General features: G+C 75.4%; 19 protein-coding genes. 12 read left to right on the top strand and 7 right to left on the bottom strand.

What is annotated here, in order from left to right; all coding sequences use genetic code 11:
• Positions 1 to 17: 17 nt before the first annotated feature.
• The 5 genes from VM636_RS11840 to VM636_RS11820 all read left to right on the top strand — a co-directional run bounded on the left by VM636_RS11840 (position 18) and on the right by VM636_RS11820 (position 8,846).
• Positions 18 to 1,688, top strand: a complete 1,671-nt coding sequence (locus VM636_RS11840) for a serine/threonine-protein kinase (RefSeq protein ID WP_338486359.1) — start codon at positions 18 to 20, stop codon at positions 1,686 to 1,688.
• 210 nt (positions 1,689 to 1,898) lie between these two features.
• Positions 1,899 to 3,206, top strand: a complete 1,308-nt coding sequence (locus tag VM636_RS11835) for a protein kinase (RefSeq protein ID WP_338484338.1) — start codon at positions 1,899 to 1,901, stop codon at positions 3,204 to 3,206.
• Between the two features lie 176 nt (positions 3,207 to 3,382).
• Positions 3,383 to 5,071 (top strand): serine/threonine-protein kinase, encoded by a 1,689-nt coding sequence (locus VM636_RS11830; protein WP_338484337.1) that lies wholly within the window; start codon positions 3,383 to 3,385, stop codon positions 5,069 to 5,071.
• A gap of 222 nt (positions 5,072 to 5,293) precedes the next feature.
• Complete coding sequence (locus VM636_RS11825) at positions 5,294 to 6,907, top strand: succinic semialdehyde dehydrogenase (RefSeq protein ID WP_338484336.1); 1,614 nt, start codon at positions 5,294 to 5,296, stop codon at positions 6,905 to 6,907.
• A gap of 163 nt (positions 6,908 to 7,070) precedes the next feature.
• The gene (locus tag VM636_RS11820; protein WP_030420778.1) at positions 7,071 to 8,846 is read left to right on the top strand and encodes a GMC family oxidoreductase; all 1,776 of its coding nucleotides are present in this window, start codon (positions 7,071 to 7,073) and stop codon (positions 8,844 to 8,846) included.
• A 139-nt stretch (positions 8,847 to 8,985) separates the two neighbouring features.
• Here VM636_RS11820 and VM636_RS11815 read toward each other — a convergent pair whose 3' ends face one another.
• Positions 8,986 to 9,993 (bottom strand): LAETG motif-containing sortase-dependent surface protein, encoded by a 1,008-nt coding sequence (locus VM636_RS11815; RefSeq protein WP_234312616.1) that lies wholly within the window; start codon positions 9,991 to 9,993, stop codon positions 8,986 to 8,988.
• A gap of 747 nt (positions 9,994 to 10,740) precedes the next feature.
• The gene (locus VM636_RS11810; RefSeq protein ID WP_030420776.1) at positions 10,741 to 11,094 is read right to left on the bottom strand and encodes a chorismate mutase; all 354 of its coding nucleotides are present in this window, start codon (positions 11,092 to 11,094) and stop codon (positions 10,741 to 10,743) included.
• Between the two features lie 376 nt (positions 11,095 to 11,470).
• Here VM636_RS11810 and guaA point away from each other — a divergent pair, with 376 nt between their 5' ends.
• Positions 11,471 to 13,051 (top strand): glutamine-hydrolyzing GMP synthase, encoded by a 1,581-nt coding sequence (guaA, locus tag VM636_RS11805; protein ID WP_030420775.1) that lies wholly within the window; start codon positions 11,471 to 11,473, stop codon positions 13,049 to 13,051.
• Between the two features lie 45 nt (positions 13,052 to 13,096).
• On the opposite strand, the gene VM636_RS11800 is transcribed toward guaA, so the two are convergent.
• Entirely contained in the window at positions 13,097 to 13,591 is a 495-nt protein-coding gene (locus VM636_RS11800) for a pyridoxamine 5'-phosphate oxidase family protein (protein WP_338484335.1), read from the bottom strand.
• Between the two features lie 122 nt (positions 13,592 to 13,713).
• On the opposite strand from VM636_RS11800, the gene VM636_RS11795 reads away from it, so the two are divergent.
• From VM636_RS11795 to VM636_RS11785, 3 genes are all read left to right on the top strand, one after another.
• Positions 13,714 to 14,550: a class II aldolase/adducin family protein gene (locus tag VM636_RS11795; protein ID WP_037858421.1), complete on the top strand. Its 837-nt coding sequence runs from the start codon at positions 13,714 to 13,716 to the stop codon at positions 14,548 to 14,550.
• 222 nt (positions 14,551 to 14,772) lie between these two features.
• A complete protein-coding gene (locus tag VM636_RS11790; RefSeq protein WP_030420772.1) occupies positions 14,773 to 16,065 on the top strand; it encodes a hypothetical protein in 1,293 nt (430 codons plus the stop codon).
• 335 nt (positions 16,066 to 16,400) lie between these two features.
• Positions 16,401 to 16,934: a DoxX family membrane protein gene (locus tag VM636_RS11785; protein WP_338484334.1), complete on the top strand. Its 534-nt coding sequence runs from the start codon at positions 16,401 to 16,403 to the stop codon at positions 16,932 to 16,934.
• Between the two features lie 32 nt (positions 16,935 to 16,966).
• Here VM636_RS11785 and VM636_RS11780 read toward each other — a convergent pair whose 3' ends face one another.
• Positions 16,967 to 17,203: a hypothetical protein gene (locus VM636_RS11780; protein WP_030420770.1), complete on the bottom strand. Its 237-nt coding sequence runs from the start codon at positions 17,201 to 17,203 to the stop codon at positions 16,967 to 16,969.
• Positions 17,190 to 18,599, bottom strand: a complete 1,410-nt coding sequence (locus tag VM636_RS11775) for a PspC domain-containing protein (RefSeq protein ID WP_338484333.1) — start codon at positions 18,597 to 18,599, stop codon at positions 17,190 to 17,192. The genes VM636_RS11780 and VM636_RS11775 overlap by 14 nt, the downstream gene beginning before the upstream one ends.
• 180 nt (positions 18,600 to 18,779) lie before the next feature.
• Between VM636_RS11775 and VM636_RS11770 the strand changes: the two genes are divergently transcribed.
• Entirely contained in the window at positions 18,780 to 20,075 is a 1,296-nt protein-coding gene (locus tag VM636_RS11770) for an ATP-binding protein (protein WP_030420768.1), read from the top strand.
• Positions 20,072 to 20,785, top strand: a complete 714-nt coding sequence (locus VM636_RS11765) for a response regulator transcription factor (protein ID WP_030420767.1) — start codon at positions 20,072 to 20,074, stop codon at positions 20,783 to 20,785. The genes VM636_RS11770 and VM636_RS11765 overlap by 4 nt, the downstream gene beginning before the upstream one ends.
• A gap of 11 nt (positions 20,786 to 20,796) precedes the next feature.
• Here the strand turns inward: VM636_RS11765 and VM636_RS11760 are convergent, their stop codons facing one another.
• Positions 20,797 to 21,855 carry a C40 family peptidase gene (locus VM636_RS11760; RefSeq protein ID WP_030420766.1) on the bottom strand — a complete coding sequence of 353 codons (1,059 nt, stop codon included), beginning with the start codon at positions 21,853 to 21,855 and terminating at the stop codon, positions 20,797 to 20,799.
• Between the two features lie 331 nt (positions 21,856 to 22,186).
• On the opposite strand from VM636_RS11760, the gene VM636_RS11755 reads away from it, so the two are divergent.
• Positions 22,187 to 22,540, top strand: a complete 354-nt coding sequence (locus VM636_RS11755) for a membrane protein (RefSeq protein WP_030420765.1) — start codon at positions 22,187 to 22,189, stop codon at positions 22,538 to 22,540.
• On the opposite strand, the gene VM636_RS11750 is transcribed toward VM636_RS11755, so the two are convergent.
• Positions 22,518 to 23,522: a tellurite resistance/C4-dicarboxylate transporter family protein gene (locus VM636_RS11750; RefSeq protein WP_030420764.1), complete on the bottom strand. Its 1,005-nt coding sequence runs from the start codon at positions 23,520 to 23,522 to the stop codon at positions 22,518 to 22,520. The genes VM636_RS11755 and VM636_RS11750 overlap by 23 nt on opposite strands.
• Between the last annotated feature and the right edge of the window lie 25 nt (positions 23,523 to 23,547).

Genomic DNA, 23,547 nt, shown 5'->3' with positions numbered 1-23,547 from the left:
GGGGGAACGTGAATCAGATGCAGGGCCGGCTCGTGGCGGGCCGTTACCGGCTCGGCGAGGCCATCGGCAGCGGCGGCATGGGCCGGGTGTGGCGCGCGCACGACGAGGTCCTCCACCGGTCCGTCGCCATCAAGGAACTGACCGCCGCGCACTACGTCTCCGAGAGCGACCAGGCGATCCTGCTGGCCCGCACCCGGGGCGAGGCGCGGGCGGCGGCGCGGATCAACCACTCCGCCGTCGTCACCGTGCACGACGTCCTCGAACACGACGGCCGGCCGTGGATCGTGATGGAACTGGTCGAGGGCCGCTCCCTCGCCGACGCGGTCCGCGACGAGGAGCGCGTCGCACCGCGCGAGGCCGCCCGGATCGGGCTGTGGGTGCTGCGCGCCCTGCGCGCCGCCCACACCGCGGGCGTCCTGCACCGGGACGTGAAGCCGGGCAACGTGCTGCTCGCCGAGGACGGCCGGGTGCTCCTCACCGACTTCGGCATCGCGCAGATCGAGGGCGACAGCACCATCACCCGTACCGGGGAGGTGGTCGGCTCGGTCGACTTCCTCGCCCCCGAGCGGGTGCGCGGCCACGACCCCGGCCCCGCCTCCGACCTGTGGGCGCTCGGCGCCACCCTCTACACCGCGGTCGAGGGCCGCTCCCCCTTCCGCCGCACCTCGCCGCTGACCACCATGCGGGCCGTCGTCGAGGAGGAGGCCGCCGAGCCCCGCGACGCCGGGCCGCTCGCGCCCGTCATCGCCGCCCTGCTGCGCAAGGACCCGGCCGCCCGCCCGGACGTCACCGAGGCCGAACGGCTGCTCGCCCAGGCGGCGGAGGGCCGCACCCCCGAGGCGGTCCCGCCCTTCGGCCCGGCGGCACCGACCCTGCCGTACGGTCCGGGGCCCCACGCGGCGCACCCGGCGCACGGAGCGCCGGCGCAGGGGACCCACGCGGCGCACCCGGCACCGCGGCAGGGGCCCGGGGGCGTGCCCGCCACCGCCCCGACGGTCGTCGGCCCGGCCACGCCCGCCCCGGCGGTCCCCGCCCGGTCGCTGCGGCGCCGGCTGCGCACCCTCGTCCTGGTCGTCGCCGTCGCCGCCCTCGTCGGCGGCGGCACCGCCGTGGTCCTCCAGAAGCAGGCCGCCGGGGACTCCGGAGCCGGACTGGGCGCCCCGCCGGAGCCGTCGCCGTCCGTCACCCCGTCCGCCACCGACCCGGCCCGCACCCTCCCGGACGGCTGGGAGCGCCGCGAGGACCCGGTGGGTTTCAGCCTCTCGCTGCCCGAGGGCTGGGAACGGCGGGTCTTCGGCGACGACGGCGAACTCGTCATGATCGACTACACCCCCGACGACGGCGAGCACTTCCTGCGCGTCGCCGTCGACACCGAGCCCGACTTCGACGACCCCTACGCCCACCAGCTCGACCTGGAGGAGCAGTTGCAGCGGCTCGTCGACTACGAGCGGATCACCCTGCGCCGGACCACCTACCGGGACCGCGACAGCGCCCGCTGGGAGTACACCTGGACCGCGCTGGCCAAGGACACCGCCTTCCCCGGCCCGCGCCGCGCGGTCGAGGAGACGTACATGGGCCGGGACGGCGTGGAGTACGCGCTGTACATGTCCGGGCCCGCCGCGGACTGGGAGACCACCCGCCGCCAGTTCACCACCGTGCTCCAGAGCTGGCAGGAGAAGACGGCCTAGCCAGGGTCTTTCGTCCGGATCAGGCCGGGCCCTGCGAGCCCGGCGTGATGCGAACGAGGGGCCCTGGTCCCGGCGGGACCGCCTCCGGCGCCCGTGCGCCCCCGGCTCGACTCCTGCCGTGCTCCGTGCGCCCCCTGACCGGGTCGTTTGTCGGCCAACCGGGGCCGCGGGGCCCGGAGTCGGCGTGGTGGGTGGGGCATGATGGCCCACATGGTGACCGAGGGGGCGGGCGGGCGTGTCATCGCGGGCCGGTACCGGCTTCAGGAGCGGCTCGGCAGCGGTGGGATGGGCGTCGTGTGGCGGGCCACCGACCACCTGCTGGGGCGTCAGGTCGCGGTCAAGGCCATCCCGGTGGACGAGACGCTCTCCGACGCCGAGGCGCGCGGGCTGCGGGAGCACACCCTGCGCGAGGCCCGTGCCGTGGCCCGGCTGCGGCACCCGCACGTCATCGTCGTCCACGACGTCGTCGAGGACGAGGACAGCCCGTACATGGTCATGGAACTGGTCGACGGCGGTTCGCTCGCCGACCGGGTGCGGGAGCGCGGCCCCGTCGACGCCGCCGAGGCCGCCCGGATCGGCATCGCCCTGCTCGGCGCGCTGGACACGGCGCACGCCGCCGGCATCCTGCACCGGGACGTGAAACCGTCCAACGTGCTGGTCGCCGGGGACGGCCGGATCGTCCTCACCGACTTCGGCGTGGCCCAGGTCGCCGGGACCAGCACGCTCACCCGGAGCGGGACCTTCGTCGGCTCGCCCGAGTTCACCGCGCCCGAACGGATGTCCGGCGCGGGCGCCGGTCCCGCGTCCGACCTGTGGTCGCTGGGCGTCCTGCTCTGCGTGATGCTCAGCGGCGGCTCGCCCTTCCACCGGGACTCGCTGGGCGCGGTCCTGGACGCCGTGCTCACCGACGAGATCCGGCCGCCGGTCCAGACGGCGCCGCTGCTGCCCGTCGTCCGCGGGCTGCTGGAGCGCGATCCGGAGCGGCGGCTGCGCGCCGGCGAGGCCGAGCGGATGCTGCGTGCCTTCCTCGCCACCGGCCGCACGCCCCCGCTGCCGCGTCCGCCCGGCGAACGGCCCGCCGGACGGGGCGTGCTGGTGGCCGTGGCCCTGGTGCTGGCGGCGGTGGGCGCCGGGGTCTGCGCGGTGGCGCTGCTCTCGGACGACGCGGGGGAGGGCGGCGGCACCCCGGCCAGCTCCGTGCCCGCGACGCCCGGCGCCCCGTCCGGGACGAGCGCGCCCTCCGCCTCCGCGCCCACCGCGACGGTGACCGTCACCCGCCCCGCCCCCGGCACGCCGGAGGGGGACGCCTCGCCCCAGCGGGCCCCGGCGGACGCGGCCGACCCGCCCGGCACCCCCGCCGGCCCCGGCGCCACCGGCGCCCTCGGCACCTCCGCCGGGGCCGGTACGCCCGCCGGGCCCGGGGTCTCCGGGGCGGCCGGGGTCTCCGGGGCGGCCGGGGTGTCCGGGGCGGCCGGGGTGTCCGGAGGGCCCGGGGCGGCCGGAAACCACTCCTCCTGAACACGCGCGTCCGGCGCCCGCGGGGAGCCACCGCAGTCGCCGCGCCCGCCACACGCGCCGGAAGACGACGGGAAAGGCGAAGAAAAGGGAGATACGCGACACCGCGCGTCACGGGTGTGTGACCGGTTCCGCCCCCCTGTGGAGGGCGGCGGGCCCGGCACGATATGGATGGACCCATGAGCAGCAACGGGGGACCCCGCGACGGGTCGGACGATCCGACGAGCTTCGCCCTGCAACCGCCGAACCCGCAGGCCGCCGTCCCGCATCCCGGCAATCCGTACGCGACGCCGGGCACGGCGCCGACCCGCGTCGTGCCGCCGCGCCCGGCCGCGCCGGCGGGCCCCCCGGCGGCCCCGGACCCCGGCACGGGGCGGCTCATCGCCGGCCGCTACCGGCTGCTCGCCAAACTCGGCCACGGCGGCATGGGCACCGTGTGGCGGGCCCAGGACGAGACGGTGGACCGCGAGGTCGCCGTCAAGGAGCCCCGCGTCCCCGACCACCTGCCCGAGCGGGAACGGGCCAACGCCTACGAGCGGATGCGCCGCGAGGCCCGCGCCGCCGCCCGCCTCGACCACCCGGCCGTCGTCGACGTGCACGACGTCGCGGTGGTCGACGACCGGCCCTGGATCGTGATGGAGCTGGTGCGGGGCCGCTCCCTCGGCGACGTCCTCCAGGAGGGCACCCTCGGCGTGCGCGAGGCCGCGCGGATCGGCCTGGAGGTGCTCGGCGCGCTGGAGGCCGCGCACGCCGCCGGCATCCTGCACCGGGACGTGAAACCGGACAACGTGCTGCTCGGCCGGTACGACCGGGTCGTCCTCACCGACTTCGGCATCGCCCAGATCGAGGGCGAGACCAATCTGACCGACACCGGCGGCTTCGTCGGCTCGCCCGAGTACATCGCCCCCGAGCGGGTGCTCGGCCAGCGCCCCGGCCCCGCGAGCGACCTGTGGTCCCTCGGCGTGGTGCTGTACGCGGCGACCGAGGGCGTCTCGCCGTTCCGGCGCAGCAACACCCCCGCCACGCTCCAGTCCGTGCTCAACGCCGTGCCGGCCGCGCCCGCCTCCGCGCGGGGCCCGCTGGCCGAGGTGATCACCGGCCTGCTGGACAAGGACCCGGCCCGCCGCCCGGACGCCGCCCGGGTGCGCGCCCTGCTGGAGGCCGCCGCCAACCCGCCGCCGCCCGAGCCGACCCGCGTCGTCACCGCGGGCCCGTCCCCGGCCGCGGGCGGCGTCCGGCTCGGCCGCAAGGCGCTGGCGGTGCTCGGCGGCCTCGTCGTCGCGGCGGTGGTCGCGGGCTACCTGGTGGTCGCCGACCCGTTCGCCGGGCCGCTGCCCAAGGGCTGGGAGAAGCACGAGCTGGGCAAGCGGGCCGGGATGAGCCTCGCGGTGCCGTCCGCCTTCGTCCGGCAGGAGCACGAGGACGACTGGGACGGCACCAACGAGCGGTTCGCGGACCCGAGCGGACTGGTCGTCGTCTCGGTGGACCGGGACGTCAAGAAGGACGGGGACAAGAAGACCTCGACCCGCGACACCGTCCCGGACACCGCCGCGGCCGGGGCCTGGGCCGACTGGGACAAGCTCAAGGACGGCGAGTACTCCTGGGACGTCGCGGCCGAGCCCGCCCCGAAGGGCGAGCCGAGGGAGACCCGGCACCAGGACCGCAAGGCCGCCGAGAACGTCATCGCGTACACCACGGACGACACGCAGAACCCGCGCGAGCGCGAGATGCACCTCGTCTACTACCGCGCCGACAGCGGCGACATGTACCGGCTGTGGGTCGACTACCCGCGCACCGGGTACTTCGCGGACACCGGCCGCGAGATCGCCCGGACCGTGATCGACAACTGGCAGGTCGACCACCTCTGAGCACCGGTGCCGGCGCGGGCGGACCCCCCACGGGGTGCCCGCCCGCCGTCACGGGCGGCCGGGCGGCGGTGGGCTTCCCCGGCGCGGGCACCGGCCTCCCGCCGCGTACAACGCGCTGATCAGGGCATTCGTTGCCAGCGATCACTGGCGGGGTGTGAGCGGTCGGTGAATCCGATTACCGACGGGTACACAAAGCTCGCGGCGCGGCATACCCTGCGGCTCATGACGGAAGCGCAGGCACCGGAACGCACCGGCACCAATCCCCTCGCCCCCGCACCGGAGGGCGCCCGCACCGCCGCCGACGTGGTGACGCCCGAACTGGTCGCCGCGCTCACCAAGGGCGTGGCCGGCTCCGGCCGCACCGCCAACCACACGCCGTTCACCGGCGAGAGGCTGGCCGAACTGCCCGAGTCCACCCCCGAGGACGTGGCCCGCGCCTTCGAGCGGGCCCGTGCCGCGCAGACCGCGTGGGCCGCCGTGCCGGTGCGCCGGCGCGCCGCCGTGCTGCTGCGCTTCCACGACCTGGTGCTCCAGCGGCAGGCCGAGGCCCTCGACCTGATCCAACTGGAGACCGGCAAGGCCCGCCTGCACGCCCACGAGGAGATCCTCGCCGTCGCCGTCGCCGCCCGGCACTACGGCCGCCGCGCCCCCGCCTACCTGCGGCCCAGGCGCCACGCCGGTGCGGTGCCCGCGCTGACGAAGGTCACCGAACTGCGCCACCCGCGCGGCGTCGTCGGCCAGATCGCCCCCTGGAACTACCCCCTGGAACTCTCGGTCGGCGACGCGCTCCCCGCCTTCGTCGCGGGCAACGCGGTCGTGATGAAACCGGACACCGAGACCGCCCTGACCGCCCTGTGGGCGCGGGACCTGCTGATCGAGGCCGGTCTGCCCGCCGAGGTCTTCCAGGTCGTCATCGGCGACGGCCCGGTCGTCGGACCGGAGGTCGTCCGCCACGCCGACTACGTCTCCTTCACCGGCTCCACCCGCACCGGCCGCGAGGTCGCCCGGGGCGCCGCCGGCCGCCTGGTCGGCGTCTCCCTCGAACTCGGCGGCAAGAACGCCATGCTGGTGCTCAAGGACGCCGACGTGGAGAAGGCGGCGGCCGGCGCCGTCCGCGCCTGCTTCTCCTCCGCCGGCCAGCTCTGCATCTCCATCGAGCGGATCTACGTCCACGAAGCGGTCGCCGACGCGTTCCTGGAGCGCTTCGCCGCCCGCACCCGCGCCCTGCGCCTGGGCACCGCCCTCGCCTACGGCGCCGAGATGGGCTCACTGGTGGGCCCCCGGCAACTGGAGACCGTCCGGCGGCACGTCGACGACGCCGTCGAACGCGGCGCCAGGCTGCTCGCCGGCGGGGTCGCCCGACCGGACGCCGGCCCGTACTTCTACGAGCCGACCATCCTGGAGGGCGTCACGGACGGCATGGCCGTGTGCGACGAGGAGACCTTCGGCCCGGTCGTCGCCGTGCACCGGTTCACCAGCGAGGACGAGGCGATCGCGCGGGCCGAGGCGACCCCGTACGGCCTGAACTCCTCGGTGTGGACCCGCGACGCCCGGCGCGGCCGGGCCGTCGCCGCCCGGCTGCGCACCGGCACCGTCAACATCAACGAGGGGTACGCGCCCGCCTACGGCAGCGTGCAGTCGCCGATGGGCGGCATGAAGGACTCCGGGCTGGGCCGCCGGCACGGCTCCGAGGGCATCCTCAAGTACACCGAGGCACAGACCGTCGCCTGGCAACGGCTGCTGCCGATGGCGCCCTCGCTCGGCATGGACGACCGGGCGTACGCGGAGTTCATGACCCGCAGCCTGCGCCTGATGAAGGCGTTCCGCTTCCGCTAGCGGCCGCCCGCTCCGGCCGGGGGCCGCCCTCACGGCCCCCGGCGCCCCCATCCACCGCACCCGTTCTCGACGAGGAGAGCACGTGTCGCAGGAGAACACTGTCCAGAAGCGGTCCGCGAACGGGCCCGGCGGGCCCGCCGGGGACGGGTACGACTACGACGTCCTGATCGTCGGGTCGGGGTTCGGGGGCTCGGTCTCCGCGCTCCGGCTCACCGAGAAGGGGTACCGGGTCGGCGTCCTGGAGGCGGGCCGCCGCTTCACCCGCGAGTCGCTGCCCCGCAACTCCTGGGACCTCCGCAACTACCTGTGGGCCCCCGCGCTCGGTTTCTACGGCATCCAGCGCATCCACCTGCTCGGCAACGTGATGGTGCTCGCGGGCGCCGGCGTCGGCGGCGGCTCCCTCAACTACGCCAACACGCTCTACGTGCCGCCGAAACCGTTCTTCGAGGACCCCCAGTGGCGGGACATCACCGACTGGCACGGCGAGCTGGCCCCGTACTACGAGCAGGCCCGGCGCATGCTCGGCGTCCGCCTCAACCCGACGCTGACCCCGTCCGACGAGCACCTGAAGGCCGCCGCCGAGCGGATGGGCGCGGGCGACACCTTCCACATGGCGCCGGTCGGCGTCTTCTTCGGCGACGGCGAGGACGCCGACGGCACCGCGCGGGCGCGACCCGGCGAGCGGGTGGCGGACCCCTACTTCGGCGGGGCGGGCCCGGACCGGCGGGCGTGCCGGGAGTGCGGCGAGTGCATGACGGGGTGCCGGCACGGCGCGAAGAACACCCTCAACGAGAACTACCTCCACCTCGCCGAGAAGGCGGGCGCCGTGGTGCACCCCATGACCACCGCCGTCTCCGTCACGGACGACTCCCGCGGCGGCTACGCGATCGCCACGCTCCCCACCCATCGGCGGCGCAAGGGCGCCGGGCGCACCTTCACCGCCCGCCGGGTCGTCCTCGCCGCCGGCACCTACGGCACCCAGACCCTGCTGCACCGCATGAAGGCGTCCGGCCGGCTGCCGTACCTCTCCGACCGGCTGGGCGAGCTGACCCGGACCAACTCCGAGGCGCTGGTGGGCGCCCAGACCGACGACCGGCGCTACCGCCGGGCCACCGGCCGGCCGCGCGCCGACTTCACCCGCGGCGTCGCCATCACCTCCTCCGTCCACCCGGACGCCGACACGCACATCGAGCCGGTGCGCTACGGCAAGGGCTCCAACGCGATGGGCGGGCTGTCGATCCTCCAGGTCCCCTACGCGGGCGAGGACGCCTCGGGCGCCGCCCGCATACGGGGCTTCCTGGGCCACGCGGCCCGGCACCCGATGCTGCTGCTGCGCTCGCTGACCTACCGCCGCTGGTCGGAACGGACCATCATCGGCCTCGTCATGCAGTCGCTGGACAACTCCCTGACGACCCATCTCAAGCCGTCGGGCGTCGGCAAGGGCCTGCTCACCGCCCGTCAGGGACACGGCGCTCCCAACCCCCGGCAGATCAGGGCGGCGACGGAGGGCGCCTCGGCGCTCGCCGCGGAGATCAACGGCTTCGCCGGGTCCAACGTGGGCGAGTTGATGGGCACCCCGCTCACCGCGCACTTCCTCGGCGGCTGCCCCATCGGCGCCTCCCGGGAGACGGGCGTCATCGACCCGTACCACCGGCTCTACGGGCACCCCGGCATCTCGGTGGTCGACGGCGCCGCCGTCTCGGCGAACCTCGGCGTGAACCCGTCCCTGACCATCACGGCACAGGCCGAGCGGGCGATGTCGTACTGGCCGAACAAGGGCGAGGAGGACCCGAGGCCCGCGCAGGGCGCTCCGTACGCGCGGCTCGACCCGGTGCGGCCGGTGGACCCGGCGGTCCCGGAGGGGGCCTTCGGCGCGCTGCGGCTGCCGTTCCTGGGGATGCCCGGCGTGCCGGCGCGCAAGCCGGCGGCGGAGGGCTGACGCCGGGCGGCGTGCGGCGGCCGGCCCCGGAAGACGGGAGGAGGACCTGCGCCCCCCTCCGAGCGCAGGTCCTCCGGGTGGTGCCGGGCCGGCCGCCGGCCCGCCGGGCCGTGGCCCCACGCGCCGACGGCCGTCGGCGTCAGGCCGCGACGCCCGCCTTGCGGCGCCGGACCACGAACATCGCGCCGCCGCCGACGGCGACCGCGAGGCCGCCGGCCAGCGCGATCGTGGGCAGCGCGGAGCTGGAGCCGGTCTCGGCGAGGGTGCCGGTCACCACCGGGGTGGTGGCCGCCGGCTTCTGCTGCGAGACCGGGGCCTTGCCGCCGAGCTGCGGCTTGGAGCCGGTGGTGTCGGTGCCCGGGGCGACGATGCGGAACTTGTAGGACACGTCGCCGAAGCCGAGGCAGTCGCCCTCGGCGTCGCCGTAGATGGTCGCGCCGAGCGTGAAGCCGGCGCCGACCGGGGCGCCCGGACGCACGTCGACGCGCATCGGGATGCTGACCTCGTAGCCGGGCTCCAGGGTCGGGGTCTGGCCGACGAAGCCGACGGCGTAGCCGTCCTCGTCCAGGTCCTCCCAGACCTTGGCGTCCGGGTTCCAGGCCTGGAGGCGGACCTGCCTGCTGCGGAAGAGGTCGTCGCCGTCGGCGTCGCTGGAGGCGCCCGCCAGGTAGACCAGTTCCTCCAGGGTGGAGTCCGAGTTGTTGGCCACGTTCAGCGAGAACTTGTGCCAGCCGCTGCCGGCCACGATCTTGCCGGGCAGGCCGCTGATGTCCATGTCGACCTTGCTGTCCTCGCAGATGCCCGTCTCGGGGTACTCGGGCTCCTCCTCCTCGGGCGCGGAGGTGCTCGGCGCCGGGGCGGTGGGGGTCGTCTCGGTGGCGCCCGGGGCGGGCGTCTCCTCCTCGGTGCCCTCTTCGTTCTCCCCGGGGCCGGTGCTCGCGGTGTCCTCGGGGGCGGGCTCGGTGGTGTCGGAGGCGCCCGGGGCGGGGGTCTCCGTCTCCGTGTTCCCGGCCGGGTCCTGCTCCGTGGGTTCGGTGCTGTCGGAGGTGGCGGCCGGCGCGGGCGTCGTGTCGCCGGTGGCGTACGCGGCGGGGGCGGCGAGCAGTGCCGCCGGGGCGATGACCGCCGCGGCAGCCGCTGTTGCCATGGCACGACGAAGCTTCATGAAGACCTCAGGTAGTCCGGCGTGCCGTGGGACGGCACGCGTGAGTCAGGGGGAAGCCTCCGCGGTGGGGGCGCGGGTACGGCCCGTTGGTTCGATGCGATCGAGTTCGATCCGTTGAACCGTCGGGAACTGTTCGATCCGTTCGGTCCAGTCGCATGTTTGATCACCGACGGGTGTGAATGGTTGTCCTCGACCTCACACAGAATTTATGTGTCCTGCGTCACACGGCTCCCGGGGGCGGGGTGCCGTGTGACGCGGCGGCCACGGAAACGCCGGAAGGGCCTCGCGGCGTAGGCCGCGAGGCCCTTCCGGCCGGGCGCCGGCGCCGTCGCGGCGGCGGGCCCGGGAGCGGTGCCGGGGGGTCGCACCGCTCGGGGTGGGGGTGGTACGGGGCCGGGCCGCGCGTCGCGGGAGGACGGTGGCCCGCGCGCCGCATCGTGCCGGGGCGGGGCCACCGCGGCCGTACGGCCCGGTGTGTCGAAGTCCGTCCGGCCGGTCCCGGGCGTCCCCGGGACCGGCCGTTATCTGGGTGACCGGGCTGCTGTCCCCTGCCGTCCGGTCACTGGCCGGGGCGAGGTCCCACGACGTACGACACGATCCGTACGTCTCATCGCCCCGGTGAGCCACGCGTGGTTCTCTCGGGCCCGCCCCTGGCTGGCACGGACACCGGGACCAACGAAGCGACCGGCCCGCCGGTCACGCGCCGTACGGGTGAGAGCGGGCCCGAACTCAGATGCGACCCCGGCACAGCTCCAGCATGGTCATCGCGAGCGCGGTGCCCGGACGGCCCAGGGCGTCCCGGTAGCGGCCGAGGATCTCCATCTCGCGGGAGAGGTGCACGCGCCGGCCGCCGGAGGAGACGCGGGCGTCCTGGACGACCGCGGAGACGGCCATCCGTTCCTGGATGAGGCCGATGATCCGGTCGTCGAGCGCGTCGATGCGGTCCCGGGCCCCGGCGATCACGTCGGCGGCCTCGGGACTGCGGGCGCCCGTGCGGTCGGCACCCGGTGTCCCGGGCCGGGCGGCGGGCGCGGGCGCGGTGGCGGCGGAAGCGGCGGCGGGGGTGGTGGCGGTGGCGGTCATGGCGGGGCTCCTTCGGGGGCCGGTGCGGTGGCCCCGGTCCCACACGGCCCGGACACGGCAGACACCCCGGACCGAGTGGCCCGGGGCGCCTGGGAAGTCGCTTGTCAGTGGCTCAAGCAGCACGACCATGGCAGCCGGTGGGCCGGTTGCCATAGGTAAAGAGGAAGGCCGGGTGCGTGAGCATGGGCCCAGTATGCCGGGCGGACGCACCGTGTCCAAGCCGGTTCGCATCGTGAGACACGGTGCGGGAGGCGGCGCGGGCGCGGCCCGGGGGCGCGGGGGAGCGGGTGCCGGGCGGGCGGCCGGGGCGGTGGCACCCCGGAGCCTCGGTAGACTCGGGGGCACCAGACCCCGCCCGACCGCCGGAAGGCACCCCGTGTCATCAGCGACTTCCGCTGCCGCCGCCCCCGACACCGTCCTGGTCGTCGACTTCGGCGCGCAGTACGCCCAGCTCATCGCCCGTCGCGTCCGCGAGGCGCGGGTCTACAGCGAGATCGTGCCGAGCAGCACGCCGGTCGCGGAGATGCTCGCCCGCAAGCCCGCGGCCATCATCCTCTCCGGCGGCCCCTCCTCGGTGTACGAGCCCGGCGCCCCCACCGTCGACCGCGCCCTGTTCGAGGCCGGCGTACCGGTGTTCGGCATGTGCTACGGCTTCCAGCTCATGGCGCAGGCCCTCGGCGGCACCGTGGACAACTCCGGCGCCCGCGAGTACGGCGGCACCCGCATGACGGTCTCCCGGCCGTCCTCCACCCTCTTCGAGGGCACCCCGGCCGAGCAGTCCGTGTGGATGTCCCACGGCGACGCCTGCTCCGCCGCCCCCGAGGGCTTCACCGTCACCGCCTCCACCGAGGTCGTCCCCGTCGCCGCCTTCGAGAACGACGAGAAGCGGCTCTACGGCGTCCAGTACCACCCCGAGGTGATGCACTCCACGCACGGTCAGCAGGTGCTGGAGCACTTCCTGTACCGCGGCGCCGGCCTCACCCCGTCCTGGACCACCGGCAGCGTGATCGAGGAGCAGGTCGCCGCGATCCGCGAGCGGGTCGGCGACAAGCGCGCCATCTGCGGCCTCTCCGGAGGCGTGGACTCCGCCGTCGCCGCCGCCCTCGTCCAGCGGGCCATCGGCCACCAGCTCACCTGCGTCTACGTCGACCACGGCCTGATGCGCAAGGGCGAGACCGAACAGGTCGAGAAGGACTTCGTCGCCGCGACCGGCGTCCAGCTCAAGGTCGTCGACGCCGGCGAGCGGTTCCTGAACGCGCTCAAGGGGGTCTCGGACCCCGAGGAGAAGCGGAAGATCATCGGCCGCGAGTTCATCCGGGTCTTCGAGCAGGCCCAGGCCGAGATCGTCGCCGACGCGGGCCCGGCCGTGGAGTTCCTGGTGCAGGGCACCCTCTACCCGGACGTCGTCGAGTCCGGCGGCGGCACCGGCACCGCCAACATCAAGTCCCACCACAACGTGGGCGGCCTCCCCGAGGACCTGGAGTTCCAGCTCGTCGAGCCGCTGCGCCAGCTCTTCAAGGACGAGGTCCGGATGGTCGGCCAGGAGCTGGGCCTGCCGGACGAGATCGTCCAGCGCCAGCCGTTCCCCGGGCCGGGCCTCGGCATCCGCATCGTCGGCGAGGTGACCAAGGACCGGCTGGACCTGCTGCGCGAGGCCGACGCCATCGCCCGCGAGGAGCTGACCGCGGCCGGACTCGACCGCCAGATCTGGCAGTGCCCCGTGGTGCTGCTCGCCGACGTCCGCTCGGTCGGCGTCCAGGGCGACGGCCGCACCTACGGTCACCCGATCGTGCTGCGCCCGGTCTCCAGCGAGGACGCCATGACGGCCGACTGGTCCCGGCTGCCGTACGACGTGCTCTCCCGGATCTCCACCCGGATCACCAACGAGGTCGCGGAGGTCAACCGGGTCGTCCTCGACATCACGTCGAAGCCGCCGGGGACCATCGAGTGGGAGTAGCGGGCCCGGGGCGTGCCGTCCCGGACCGCACGCCCGCGCGCCCGCCTACGCGCGCCTGAGGGTGCGCAGGGGTTCGCCGGGCCGCCAGAGACGGACGACCAGCAGGTCGTCCTCGACGGTGGTCCGGACGACCTCCGACACCTCGGCCCGGAAGAGGTGGAACGGCTGCGGCGGTTCCACCTCTTCGACGTACGCGGCCCGCAGCGCCTCCTCCTCGGGCCCGTCGCCCGCCACCTCGACCGCCCGCCCCGCGATCCGGACGTCCCCGCCGCCCATGCCGGTGCCGTCGCCGGGGTTGGCCTGGAGCGCGAAGCGCGGGTCGCGGCGCAGGTCGAGCGCCTTGAGCGAGCCGGGCATCATCCCGAGCCACAGCTCTCCGCCGAGGAAGCGCACCTCCAGCCCCGACGTGCGCGGCGCGCCGTCCCTGCGCAGCGTCGCCAGCGTGTGGTGGGGCCGGGCGGCGAACCGTGCCTCGACGGCGGCGGCCGACTCGGGTGCGTCGGTGGTGAAGCGGGACCAGGGCGCGGTGCTCGGTGTCATGCTCCCGAGTCTGCGCCCGAAACTCGACATCTTCTGTCCGGCATCGATCGGGTCTGCCGGAAGACGCCGGTCTTTACCGAAGAGAACTGTCCTCTTGGCTTCACGGACGGTAACTTCCGCCCATGGAGCAATCCCGTGCCACAGACCACCCGCGCGGCACGCGCGAGGCGCCCCCGGCCGCCCCGGCGCCGGTGCCGGCCGACCGGCTGCGGTTCGCCATGCCGCCCCGGCACGACTCGGTCGAGGACGAACGCCGGTACCGCAAGGAACGGCTCGCCGGGGCCCTGCGGCTCTTCGGCCGCCACGGGTTCGAGGACGGGGTCTCCGGCCACATCACCGCCCGCGACCCGGAGTTCGGCGACTGCTTCTGGGTGAACCCGTTCGGGATGCCCTTCGGTCACGTCCGGGTGAGCGATCTGGTGCTGGTCAACGCCGACGGCCAGGTGGTGGAGGGCGCCCACCACGTGAACCAGGCCGCCTTCACCGTCCACTCCCAGGTGCACGCCGCCCGCCCCGACGTCGTCGCGGTGGTCCACTGCCACTCCGTGCACGGGCGCGCGCTGGCCTCCCTCGCCGACCTGCTCGACCCCCTCACGCAGGAGAGCTGCGCCTTCTACGAGGACCACGCCCTGTACGACCGCTACTCCGGGGTCGCCGTCGACGCCGGGGAGGGGCGGCGGATCGCGGAGGCGCTCGGCTCCGGCAAGGCGCTCGTGCTGCGCAACCACGGGCTGCTCACGGTGGGCGGCTCGGTGGACGCGGCGGCCTGGTGGTTCCTCTCCATGGAGCGCTCCTGCCAGGTGCAGCTCGCGGCGAGGGCGGCGGGCCGGCCGGTGCCGATCGACCACCGGCAGGCGGTCGCCACCCGGGAACAGCTCGGCGGGGACCTGGTCGCGTGGATCAATTACCAGCCGTTGTGGCAGCAGGTCAGCCGGGGTGAACCCGACCTGTTCGACTGAGCCCGGCGGACGGGTTCTTCCGGACCGCGCGCCCCCGTGTCAACACGGTGATCGTCGCATCACCCGTTCGGGAGAGGCCGGGCCGGGGGCGACGGGCGCGGGCCCGGTCGGGTACGGCACAATTCGCTGTCATCACAAGGGATTTGCGGGTGTTGTCGCGGTGTTGTCGCCGGATGGGGCGCGGGAGTGCGGCGCGGGAGTGCGGAAAGGCGGGCGTCGGGCGTGGCGGTACAGGAGGCGAGGGGCGGCCAAGGCCCCGGCGGTGGGTACGAGACGGCCCACGGCGGTGGCTGCACCTGCGGTGACTGCCCGCACGGCGCCCGGGAGGGGCACCGCCGGGCGGTCGCCGCGTTCCTGCTGCGCCGGGACGAGTTCGCGGCCGGGCAGGGACTGCCGGCCGCGGTGGCCCACTCGGCCCCGGCGTCACGTCAGTGGATCTCCGAGGAACTCGCCCAGTCCGCCGAACTCGTCGCCGAACGCGGCCGGGCCGAGGGCGAGGCGTGGCTCGCCGGCCTGTGGCGCCGCACCGCCCTCACCGTGTGGGCCGGGGTGGTGCTGACGCTGCTGGTGCAGGCGCTCACCGCGATCGGCACCGGCTGGACGGCGGCCCGCACCGCCGGGCTCGCCGCCGCCGTGGTGGTGGCCCTGGCGCTGACGGCCGCGTCCTGGTTCCACCGGGCGCGGGGCGGGGCGCTGGCCCCGGTCCTCGGCGAGGACAACCGGCTCTCCACCTCCCGCGCGGTCGCGGCGGCCTGGGTCCTGTTCGTCGCGTACGCCGTGCTGGTCCTCGCCGGGCAACTGATCGCCGCCTCCGGACACGCGCGGCGGGACGACCTGATCGCCGGGCTCGAACTGGCCCGCGGCGCCGGGGCGGTGACGGTGCTCGCCGTGGTCTGCGGGATCGCCGTACTGGTGCGGCGGGTGGTCGGCACGCGCGTGCTCGGCCAGCGGCTCCAGAAGGTGCGGGCGGACCGGCCGCGCGCCGCCGACCTGCTCACCGACGACGCGGGCCGCGGCACCTTCACCGACATCCAGTACGTCGTGATCGGCGCGGTCGCCCTGGTCTTCGCGGCGGTCCGGCTGGCCCGCCGCCCCGAGCAACTGCCCGACCTGCCCTGGGGGCTCGCCGTGGTGGTGCTGGTCTCCGCCGCGACCTACCTCGCCGGCAAGTACGCGGAGGGCGGGCGTCCGGTCATCCTCTCGGTGGTCCGGGCGCGGGAGGCGGGCGACCTGGACGCGCCGATCCGCACCGGCGACGACATCGAGATCCGGGGCGCGGGCTTCGTGCCGCCGGGCGCCCAGCGCGCCGACCGGCTGGCCCGCATGGTGGTCCGCGTCGGCACCGTCCACGTCCACGTCCCGCTGGTCCCGGTCACCGGCGGCTTCAGCAACCCGGCGGACGACCGGCTGACCGTGCCGGTACCCGCGGACGTGGAACCGGGCCGGGTGGAGGTCCAGGTCGTCACCAGCGCCGGCGTCGAGACGAACCGCTACGCCATCGACGTGACGGACTGACCCCAGGCCCCGCGCCCCGGCCTGGCCCCGCGCCCCGGCCCGGTGGCGGCTCGGCCTGGCGACGGCTCGGGGCGGCGGCGGTGCGGTCCGGTGTGCCCCGGCCCGGTGGCGCTTCGGTCTGTGGGGTTCCGGCCCGCCGGGGCCCGGCGCCGCCCCGTGCCGCCGTCGCCCGCGGGCCCCGCGGCGCGTCCGCGGGCCGGCCGTCCCCCCGGTCCCGCTGCCGGGCCGGTGTCCGTACCCGGGGGATCCCCCCGCGGCGCGATTGAGCACTGTGCGGGCCGGCGTGCGTATGGTCTCCTGAGGTCCCGGGACGGTGTTGGTGGGAGGCGGCGGCAGTGAGGGCTCACGGCACGCGTACGGACGGGGACACCGCTCTCTCGCCGCCCGCCGGGGCGGGGCCACGGGCGCCCGCCTCCCGGTACGCCCTGATCCCGCTGCGGATCTTCCTCGGCGTCACCTTCCTCTACGCGGGCCTCGACAAGCTCACCGACAGCGCCTTCGCGAAGGACGCGGGCGCGGGTTCCGTCGGCGACATGATGCGGGCCGTCCGCGACTCCTCCGCCCTGCCCGCGCTCGTCGACCTGGCCCTGCGCAACCCGCCCGGCTTCGGCCACGCCATCGCCCTGGGCGAGGTGGCCGTCGGCATCGGCACCCTCCTCGGCCTGCTGGCCCGCCTGGCGGCGCTCGGCGGCGCGCTGATCTCGCTCAGCCTCTGGCTGACCGTGAGCTGGGCCACCGACCCCTACTACTACGGCAACGACCTCGTGTACCTCGTGGCCTGGCTGCCCCTGGTGCTCGCCGGCGCCCCGTTCCTCTCCCTGGACGCGGTGCTGCGCGCCCGTCGCCGCCGTGGCGGGGACCTGCCGTAGGCCCCGCCACGGGCGTCCGGGCCGGGCCGCCGTCAGGGGCGGAGGCCGGCCGGGGGGACGTCCCGGTGGGTGGCGCGGCGGCGCCGGCGTACCGAAGACGCCACCATGCCGACCGCGCCCGCCAGGAACAGCCCGCCCACGACGAGCGGGACCAGCGCGAGGCAGGGGACGCGCCACAGCCCGGCCGCGTCCCCGGCGAAGAGGACGCCCGCCGTGAGCAGGCAGGCCCCGGCGACCAGCCGTCCGGGCTGGAACTCATGACGCAGCACGGCTCACCTCCGCCTGTCCGATGCCGACCCGCAGGTCGAGGTCGAGAGTGCCGGCGGACGTGCCGCCCGAGGCCGGTTTCAGGATCGTCTCCCGGTGCCGGTCCGGCTTCACGTCCACGTCCTTCGGGTCGTCGCCGGGCAACGTGATGTCGCCGACGCCCACGTCGACGGTGAGCCGCACGGTCACGTCCGGCGGCACGATCACCCGGACGCGGCCCACCCCGGCGCCCGCCCGGGTGCTCACCGTCTGCCCGTCGGCCAGTTCCAGCCGGGACAGGTCCAGGGTGCCGCTGCCGGTGCCCACGTGGTAGCGCTCGCGGACGTCGGCGACCGCGGCCGGTGTCCAGGTCGACGCGGTCCAGCGGGTGCCGGCGTCCTCGGGCAGCGCCACCGACCCGGCCAGCAGGCCCGCCGTGATCACCGCGAGGAAGACGGAGCCCCCGCCCGTACGGCCCAGGAAGGCGCTGACCGCGATGCCCAGGCCGAAGACGGCCAGCGCGCAGGCCAGCCCGGTCTGGAGGCTGACGGCGAGCGACTGGTGGTCCCAGGTCAGCCCGGTGCCGAGCCCGGCGGCGACCAGGGCGAACAGGAAGATCCAGCCGCCGATCCCGCGTGGCTCCCCGAGCCGGGGGTCCCGCCTCGGCGGCGCGTACGGATCGCGGCCGGGCGAGCCGTGCACCCCGGCGTACCCGCCGGCGGCGGCCGCGTCGACGTCCCGTTCCCCGGAGCCGCGCGGCCCCCACAGGTACCCGGTCCCGCCGACGTGGCCGCCGTCCTTGACGAGGGGGTCGCGCCACCAGGACGGGTGGGTGACGCCGACCGGCGGTGCCTGCGCCTCCGGCGGGGCGTCGGCGACCGCCTGCGCGGTGAGCGGGTCGGGGCTGGGGGCACCGCGCTGCCGCGACCAGTACCCGGCGCCCGCGAGGAGGAGGGAGAGGACGACCGCGAAGGTGAGCACGCCGCCGTTGTTCAGCATGGTCAGGAAGACGCCGCAGCCGACCAGGGCGAACATCACGGCCGCCAGCGACTGGCCGTCGACCCGGCCGGTCAGCAGCTTGCGCACCTCGTTCTCCTCCTCGTCCTCGTAGGGGACGAAGAGCCAGGCGAAGCCGTAGAAGATGAGGCCGACGCCGCCCGCGGCGGCGAGCACCGCGAGGGTGATGCGGAAGATCACCGGGTCCATGTCGCACTGCCGGCCGAGCCCGGAGCACACCCCGGCGAGGGTCTTGTGCCGGCGGTCGCGCCGGAACCGGTGCGGCGGCCCGGGCGCGTCCGCCCCGGTGCCGTCCGCCGGGTCCGCGGCGCCCGCGGTCCCCGGACCGGCGCCCGGCGCGGGGCGCGGGGCGCTCCCGGACCGCGCCCCCGGTCCCGTCGCGGCGTGCTCGTGATCTGTCATGGGTCCATGGTGACGGGCGCGGCGGCGCGGCGGCAGCGGGGACGACCCTGGCCGGACCCTGATTTCGGCCCTGAGCCGGTGCCCGGGGGGTGTGCGCCCCGGGGACCACGCGAAGATCAGGGAAGTCTCCGGGGCCGCCCCTGATGCCCGCGCTCCCGCGGCCGTGTGACCATCGGTGTCATGCCGGAAGCCGCCGCAGCACCCCTCACCGAACCGCGGCCGCCGCGCAAGCTCTACCGCAGCAGTGACGGACGCTGGCTCGGTGGCGTGGCGCGGGGGCTCGCCGGGCACCTCGGGCTGCCCGTCGTGTGGGTGCGGCTCGTCTTCGTCGGGCTCTTCATGGCCGACGGCCTGGGCGCCCTGCTCTACGCGGCCTTCTGGTTCTTCGTGCCGCTCGGCGTCGGCGGCGTCGAGACGCAGCGGCCGCCCTCCCTGGTCACCGCGGAGACCTCGCCGGACGGACGGCGCCGGATCGTCGCCCGCAGGCCCGACACGGGGCAGATCGTCGCCCTGCTCCTCATGGTCGTGGTCGCCCTGGTCTTCGTCGGCAACGTCAACCTGGGGGGCGCCGGCGCCAAGGCGTACCTGTGGCCGACCGTGCTCGTCGGCGCGGGCGTCGCCCTGGTCTGGCGCCAGGCGGACAACGCCCGCCGGGCCCGCTGGGCCGAGGTGGGCCGGGACCGGCGCACCGTCACCCTGCTGCGTACGGTGGCCGGGGTGCTGCTGGTGACGGCCGGCACCTCCGGCATCTTCGTCCTCCAGGGCTCCGCCGCCCACCTCGGCTCCGTCCTCCAGGCGGCGCTGGCCGTCCTCGTCGGCGTCACCCTGCTCGCCGGCCCCTATCTGGTGCGCATGACGCAGGACCTCTCCGAGGAACGGCTGATGCGCATCCGCGCCCAGGAGCGCGCCGAGGTCGCCGCCCACGTGCACGACTCGGTGCTGCACACCCTGACCCTGATCCAGCGCAACGCGGAGAACGCGGGCGAGGTGCGCCGCCTGGCCCGCGCCCAGGAACGCGACCTGCGCAACTGGCTGTACAAGCCCGAGGGCAACGGCAAGGACGAGGACGAGGAGCCGGCCACCCTCGCCGAGGCCGTGAAGAAGAACGCCGCCGAGGTCGAGGACAAGCACGGCGTCCCCCTGGAGGTCGTGGTCGTCGGGGACTGCCCGCTCGACGAGGGGATCGCGGCGCAGATGCAGGCCGCGCGCGAAGCCATGGTGAACGCCGCCAAGTACGGTGGCGAGGGCGGCGCGGTGCAGGTGTACGCCGAGGTGGAGGGGCGCACGGTCTTCGTGTCCGTACGGGACCGCGGGCCCGGCTTCGACCTCGACGCGATACCCGCCGACCGCATGGGTGTCAGAGAATCGATCATCGGCCGCATGGAGCGCAACGGCGGCACGGCGCGGCTGCGCGCGGTGCCGGGCGGCGGCACGGAGGTCGAACTGGAGATGGAGAGGGCGGAGACGACGTCATGAGCGAGCCGACCGAGACGAACACGGCGGCCGGGGCCGGCGGCGCGGGCGGGCGCCGGGTGCGCGTCGTCCTCGTCGACGACCACCGGATGTTCCGCACCGGGGTGCAGGCCGAGATCGGCCAGACCGAGCAGACCGGCGTGGAGGTCGTCGGGGAGGCGGCCGACGTCGACCAGGCGGTCTCCGTCATCACCGCCACCCGGCCGGAGGTGGTGCTCCTCGACGTCCACCTGCCGGGCGGCGGCGGGGTCGAGGTGCTGCGCCGCTGCGCGCCGCTGATGGGGGACGCGGAGCGGCCGGTCCGCTTCCTCGCGCTGTCCGTCTCGGACGCGGCGGAGGACGTGATCGGCGTGATCCGGGGCGGCGCCCGCGGGTACGTCACCAAGACGATCACCGGCGCGGACCTGGTCGACTCGGTCTTCCGGGTCCAGGAGGGCGACGCCGTCTTCTCCCCGCGGCTGGCCGGTTTCGTGCTCGACGCGTTCGCCTCCACCGACGCCCCGCCGGTCGACGAGGACCTCGACCGCCTCACCCAGCGCGAGCGGGAGGTGCTGCGGCTGATCGCCCGCGGGTACGCGTACAAGGAGATCGCCAAGCAGCTCTACATCTCGGTCAAGACGGTCGAGTCGCACGTCTCGGCGGTGCTGCGCAAGCTGCAGCTCTCCAACCGCCACGAACTGACCCGCTGGGCGACGGCGCGCCGGCTGGTCTGACGGGGCCGGGCTCAGGCCACCCGGGTCGCCCCGGCGAAGGGCATCGCGTCGACGGGGTCGAGGCGCACCTGGGACGAGGGGTTCGGGGCGTGGATCATGCGGCCGTCGCCGACGTAGATGCCGACGTGGCTGATGCCCGAGTAGAAGAAGACCAGGTCGCCCGGGCGCAGTTCGGCGCGGGAGACGGGCCGGCCGGCGCCGATCTGGGCGTAGGTGGTGCGGGGCAGGGAGACCCCGGCGGAGCGGTAGGCGGCCTGGATGAGCCCCGAGCAGTCGAAGGAGTGCGGGCCGGTCGCGCCCCACACGTAGGGGCTGCCGAGCTTCTGGTAGGCGTAGGCGACGGCCGCCGCGCTGCGGGGGCCGGGTGCCGGTGTGGCCGGGGCCAGGGCCTCCCGGCCGTCCGACGCGGCGCGGGCGGCGTGTTGGGAGCCGGGGCCGGCGGCGTGCCGGGCGCGTTCCCCGGCCGTCAGCCGGGACAGGAGGCGGCGGGCCTCCTCCAGCTTGCCGGTGACGGTGGCGCGGTGGCGTTCCAGCTCGGACCGGCGCGAGGTCAGCGTGGACAGTTCGACGCGGGCGGCGCCGCGCAGCCGCTCGACCTGCCGCAGTTCCCTGCGGACCTCGCCGAGGGCGGCCTGCTGCCGGCTGCCCGCCCGCTCCATGAGGGCGGCGCCGTCGAGGTAGCGGTCGGGGTCGGAGGAGAGGGCGAGCTGGAGCGCGGGGTCGAGCCCGCCGCTGCGGTACTGGGCGGCGGCGACCGAACCGAGTGATGCGCGGGCGGTGTTCAGCCGGTCCTCGGTGCGGGCCACCTCGTCGCGCAGGTCGTCCAGCCGCTCGCGGGCGGCGTCCGCCTTCTCCTTCGCGCCGTTGTACTTCTCGGTGGCCTCCTCCGCCTCCCGGTAGAGCCGGTCGACCTTGGCCTCGACCTGGGCCGGGGTGGGTTCCGGCGCGGCGTTCCCGGTACCGCTCAGGCAGGTCGCGCCGGCCGCTCCCGCGAGGGTGAGGGTGGCGGCGGCGCGGGCCGGGCCGCCGCCCGCCGCGCGCTGTCGCGGCCGCCTGCGATGCGCTGCCACCAGTGATCCACGTCCTTCCACGACGTCCTGTGCGTCCAGGTGGTCCCGCCTGCCGGTCGCACCGGGCCGCACCTGGGGGAGGACGCTAGGCGGCACCGTCCCGATCAGGTCCCCCTTTGCGCGGAACTGTCGGCACCCAGGCGACGGGCGACCGTATGTGACCGTTTCGCCGGTCCGGGCTCGTCACCTTCACGCAGGGTGATGATCAATCCGCCGGACCGGGGACGTACGGGGGGCACGGGGTGCTATGGGACGCGCGGGCCGGACGGGGGAGGCCGCCGCCGGAAGGCCGGTGTCGGAGCGTCACGGGGCCGTGGCTAGGCTCCGGCCCATGGACGTACTCATCCACATTTTCGTCGGTCTGCACATCATCGGCATCGCTGCGCTGCTCGGCGGCTTCCTGACCCAGATGAAGGCCATGGGCGCCGGCACCGCCCGCTTCACCCCGGCCATGCTGCACGGCGCCCTGACGATGCTGGTCACCGGAGCGGTCCTGGTCGGCCTCAACCAGGCCGACGACCGCCTCGTCGACAACGTCAAGATCGGCGTCAAGCTCGCCGTGCTGATCGTGATCCTCGGCCTGGTCTACGTGAAGCGCGACGACGAGAAGGTGGACAAGCCGCTGTTCGGCCTGGTCGGCCTGCTGACCGTGGTGAACGTCTTCATCGCGGTGCTGTGGACCTGAGCCCCGTCCCGGCGGAGAGGGACCGCAGGTCGGTCCGGGCCGTGGCGACCGCCCCCGTGGCGACCGCCAGCCAGCCGGCCACCGCCACCCACACCAGGACCCGGCCCGGGTGCGTCAGCCAGGGCACGGAGACGGCGGCGGCCACCGACAGCGTCGCCGCCGCCGTCATGCCGAGCGGGAACACCGTCGACCAGCGGCGCACGTCGTAGCGCAGCCGGGGCCACACCACCTCGGAGACCAGGAGCACCGCGTACCAGGCGAGGTCGAGGACGAGCACGGCGACCGTCGTGTGCCGCAGCATCGTGTCCGCGTCGTCGTTCCACAGGTACGGCCCCGACCGGGCCGCCGTGAGCAGCTTCGCCCCGGCCAGCGCCGAGATGGCGAGCGCGCCGCCCGCCACCCACTGGTCCCCGGCACCCCGGGCCACCTCGCGCGGGTCGAAGCGGAAGAGGGCGACCGCGTAGAGCGCGAGCCCCAGCCAGAACGGCACCAGCGCCGCGTGCGCCGGCCAGGCCGTCGACGTGGTCGCGGACAGGGTGGCGCCGAGCACGGCGAGCCCCTCGGTGGCCACGCACCCCAGGAAGACCGCCCCCGGCATCCGCCGCCCCCAGCGCCGGACGACCAGCACCAGCAGTACCGGCCACAGCAGCGCGGCCGGCGCCAGCAGCGCCGCCGCCACGGGCGTGGCGCCCAGCAGCGCGAACCGGGTGCCGACCACGGTCGTCGCGGCGACGGCGGTGAGCGCGCCCGGCGTCCCCGCCCGCGTCACCCACTTCGCCCGGTCGCGCGCCAGCAGGACGACGAAGTCGGCGGCGAGCGCGAGCCACGCGGCGCACGCCAGCGCCAGCGCGGCCAGGGACAGGCTCTCGTGGCCGACGAGGTGCAGGCCGACCGAGACGATGCCGGTCGCCATCACGGCGGCTCCGGCCGCCGGCGGCCGCCGCGCCCACCAGGCGCGCAGTGCGGGGGTGCGCGATGCCATGGGCCGAGCCTAGGGAGACCGCGGG

Origin of the sequence: Streptomyces sp. SCSIO 75703 (assembly GCF_036607905.1) — a bacterium.
GTDB lineage: Bacteria > Actinomycetota > Actinomycetes > Streptomycetales > Streptomycetaceae > Streptomyces.
Note: the sequence above shows the minus strand (reverse complement) of the source record. Positions and strands in the feature narration are given on the sequence as shown.

Excerpts from the sequence above, each read along its gene's own strand:
- VM636_RS11835 (WP_338484338.1), top strand. The coding sequence starts at position 1,899 with ATGGTGACCGAGGGGGCGGGCGGGCGTGTCATCGCGGGCCGGTACCGG.
- VM636_RS11825 (WP_338484336.1), top strand. The coding sequence starts at position 5,294 with ATGACGGAAGCGCAGGCACCGGAACGCACCGGCACCAATCCCCTCGCC.
- VM636_RS11770 (WP_030420768.1), top strand. The coding sequence starts at position 18,780 with ATGCCGGAAGCCGCCGCAGCACCCCTCACCGAACCGCGGCCGCCGCGC.
- VM636_RS11840 (WP_338486359.1), top strand. The coding sequence starts at position 18 with ATGCAGGGCCGGCTCGTGGCGGGCCGTTACCGGCTCGGCGAGGCCATC.
- VM636_RS11775 (WP_338484333.1), bottom strand. The coding sequence starts at position 18,599 with ATGACAGATCACGAGCACGCCGCGACGGGACCGGGGGCGCGGTCCGGG.
- VM636_RS11810 (WP_030420776.1), bottom strand. The coding sequence starts at position 11,094 with ATGACCGCCACCGCCACCACCCCCGCCGCCGCTTCCGCCGCCACCGCG.
- VM636_RS11815 (WP_234312616.1), bottom strand. The coding sequence starts at position 9,993 with ATGGCAACAGCGGCTGCCGCGGCGGTCATCGCCCCGGCGGCACTGCTC.
- VM636_RS11755 (WP_030420765.1), top strand. The coding sequence starts at position 22,187 with ATGGACGTACTCATCCACATTTTCGTCGGTCTGCACATCATCGGCATC.
- VM636_RS11795 (WP_037858421.1), top strand. The coding sequence starts at position 13,714 with ATGGAGCAATCCCGTGCCACAGACCACCCGCGCGGCACGCGCGAGGCG.
- VM636_RS11800 (WP_338484335.1), bottom strand. The coding sequence starts at position 13,591 with ATGACACCGAGCACCGCGCCCTGGTCCCGCTTCACCACCGACGCACCC.
- VM636_RS11750 (WP_030420764.1), bottom strand. The coding sequence starts at position 23,522 with ATGGCATCGCGCACCCCCGCACTGCGCGCCTGGTGGGCGCGGCGGCCG.
- VM636_RS11830 (WP_338484337.1), top strand. The coding sequence starts at position 3,383 with ATGAGCAGCAACGGGGGACCCCGCGACGGGTCGGACGATCCGACGAGC.
- VM636_RS11765 (WP_030420767.1), top strand. The coding sequence starts at position 20,072 with ATGAGCGAGCCGACCGAGACGAACACGGCGGCCGGGGCCGGCGGCGCG.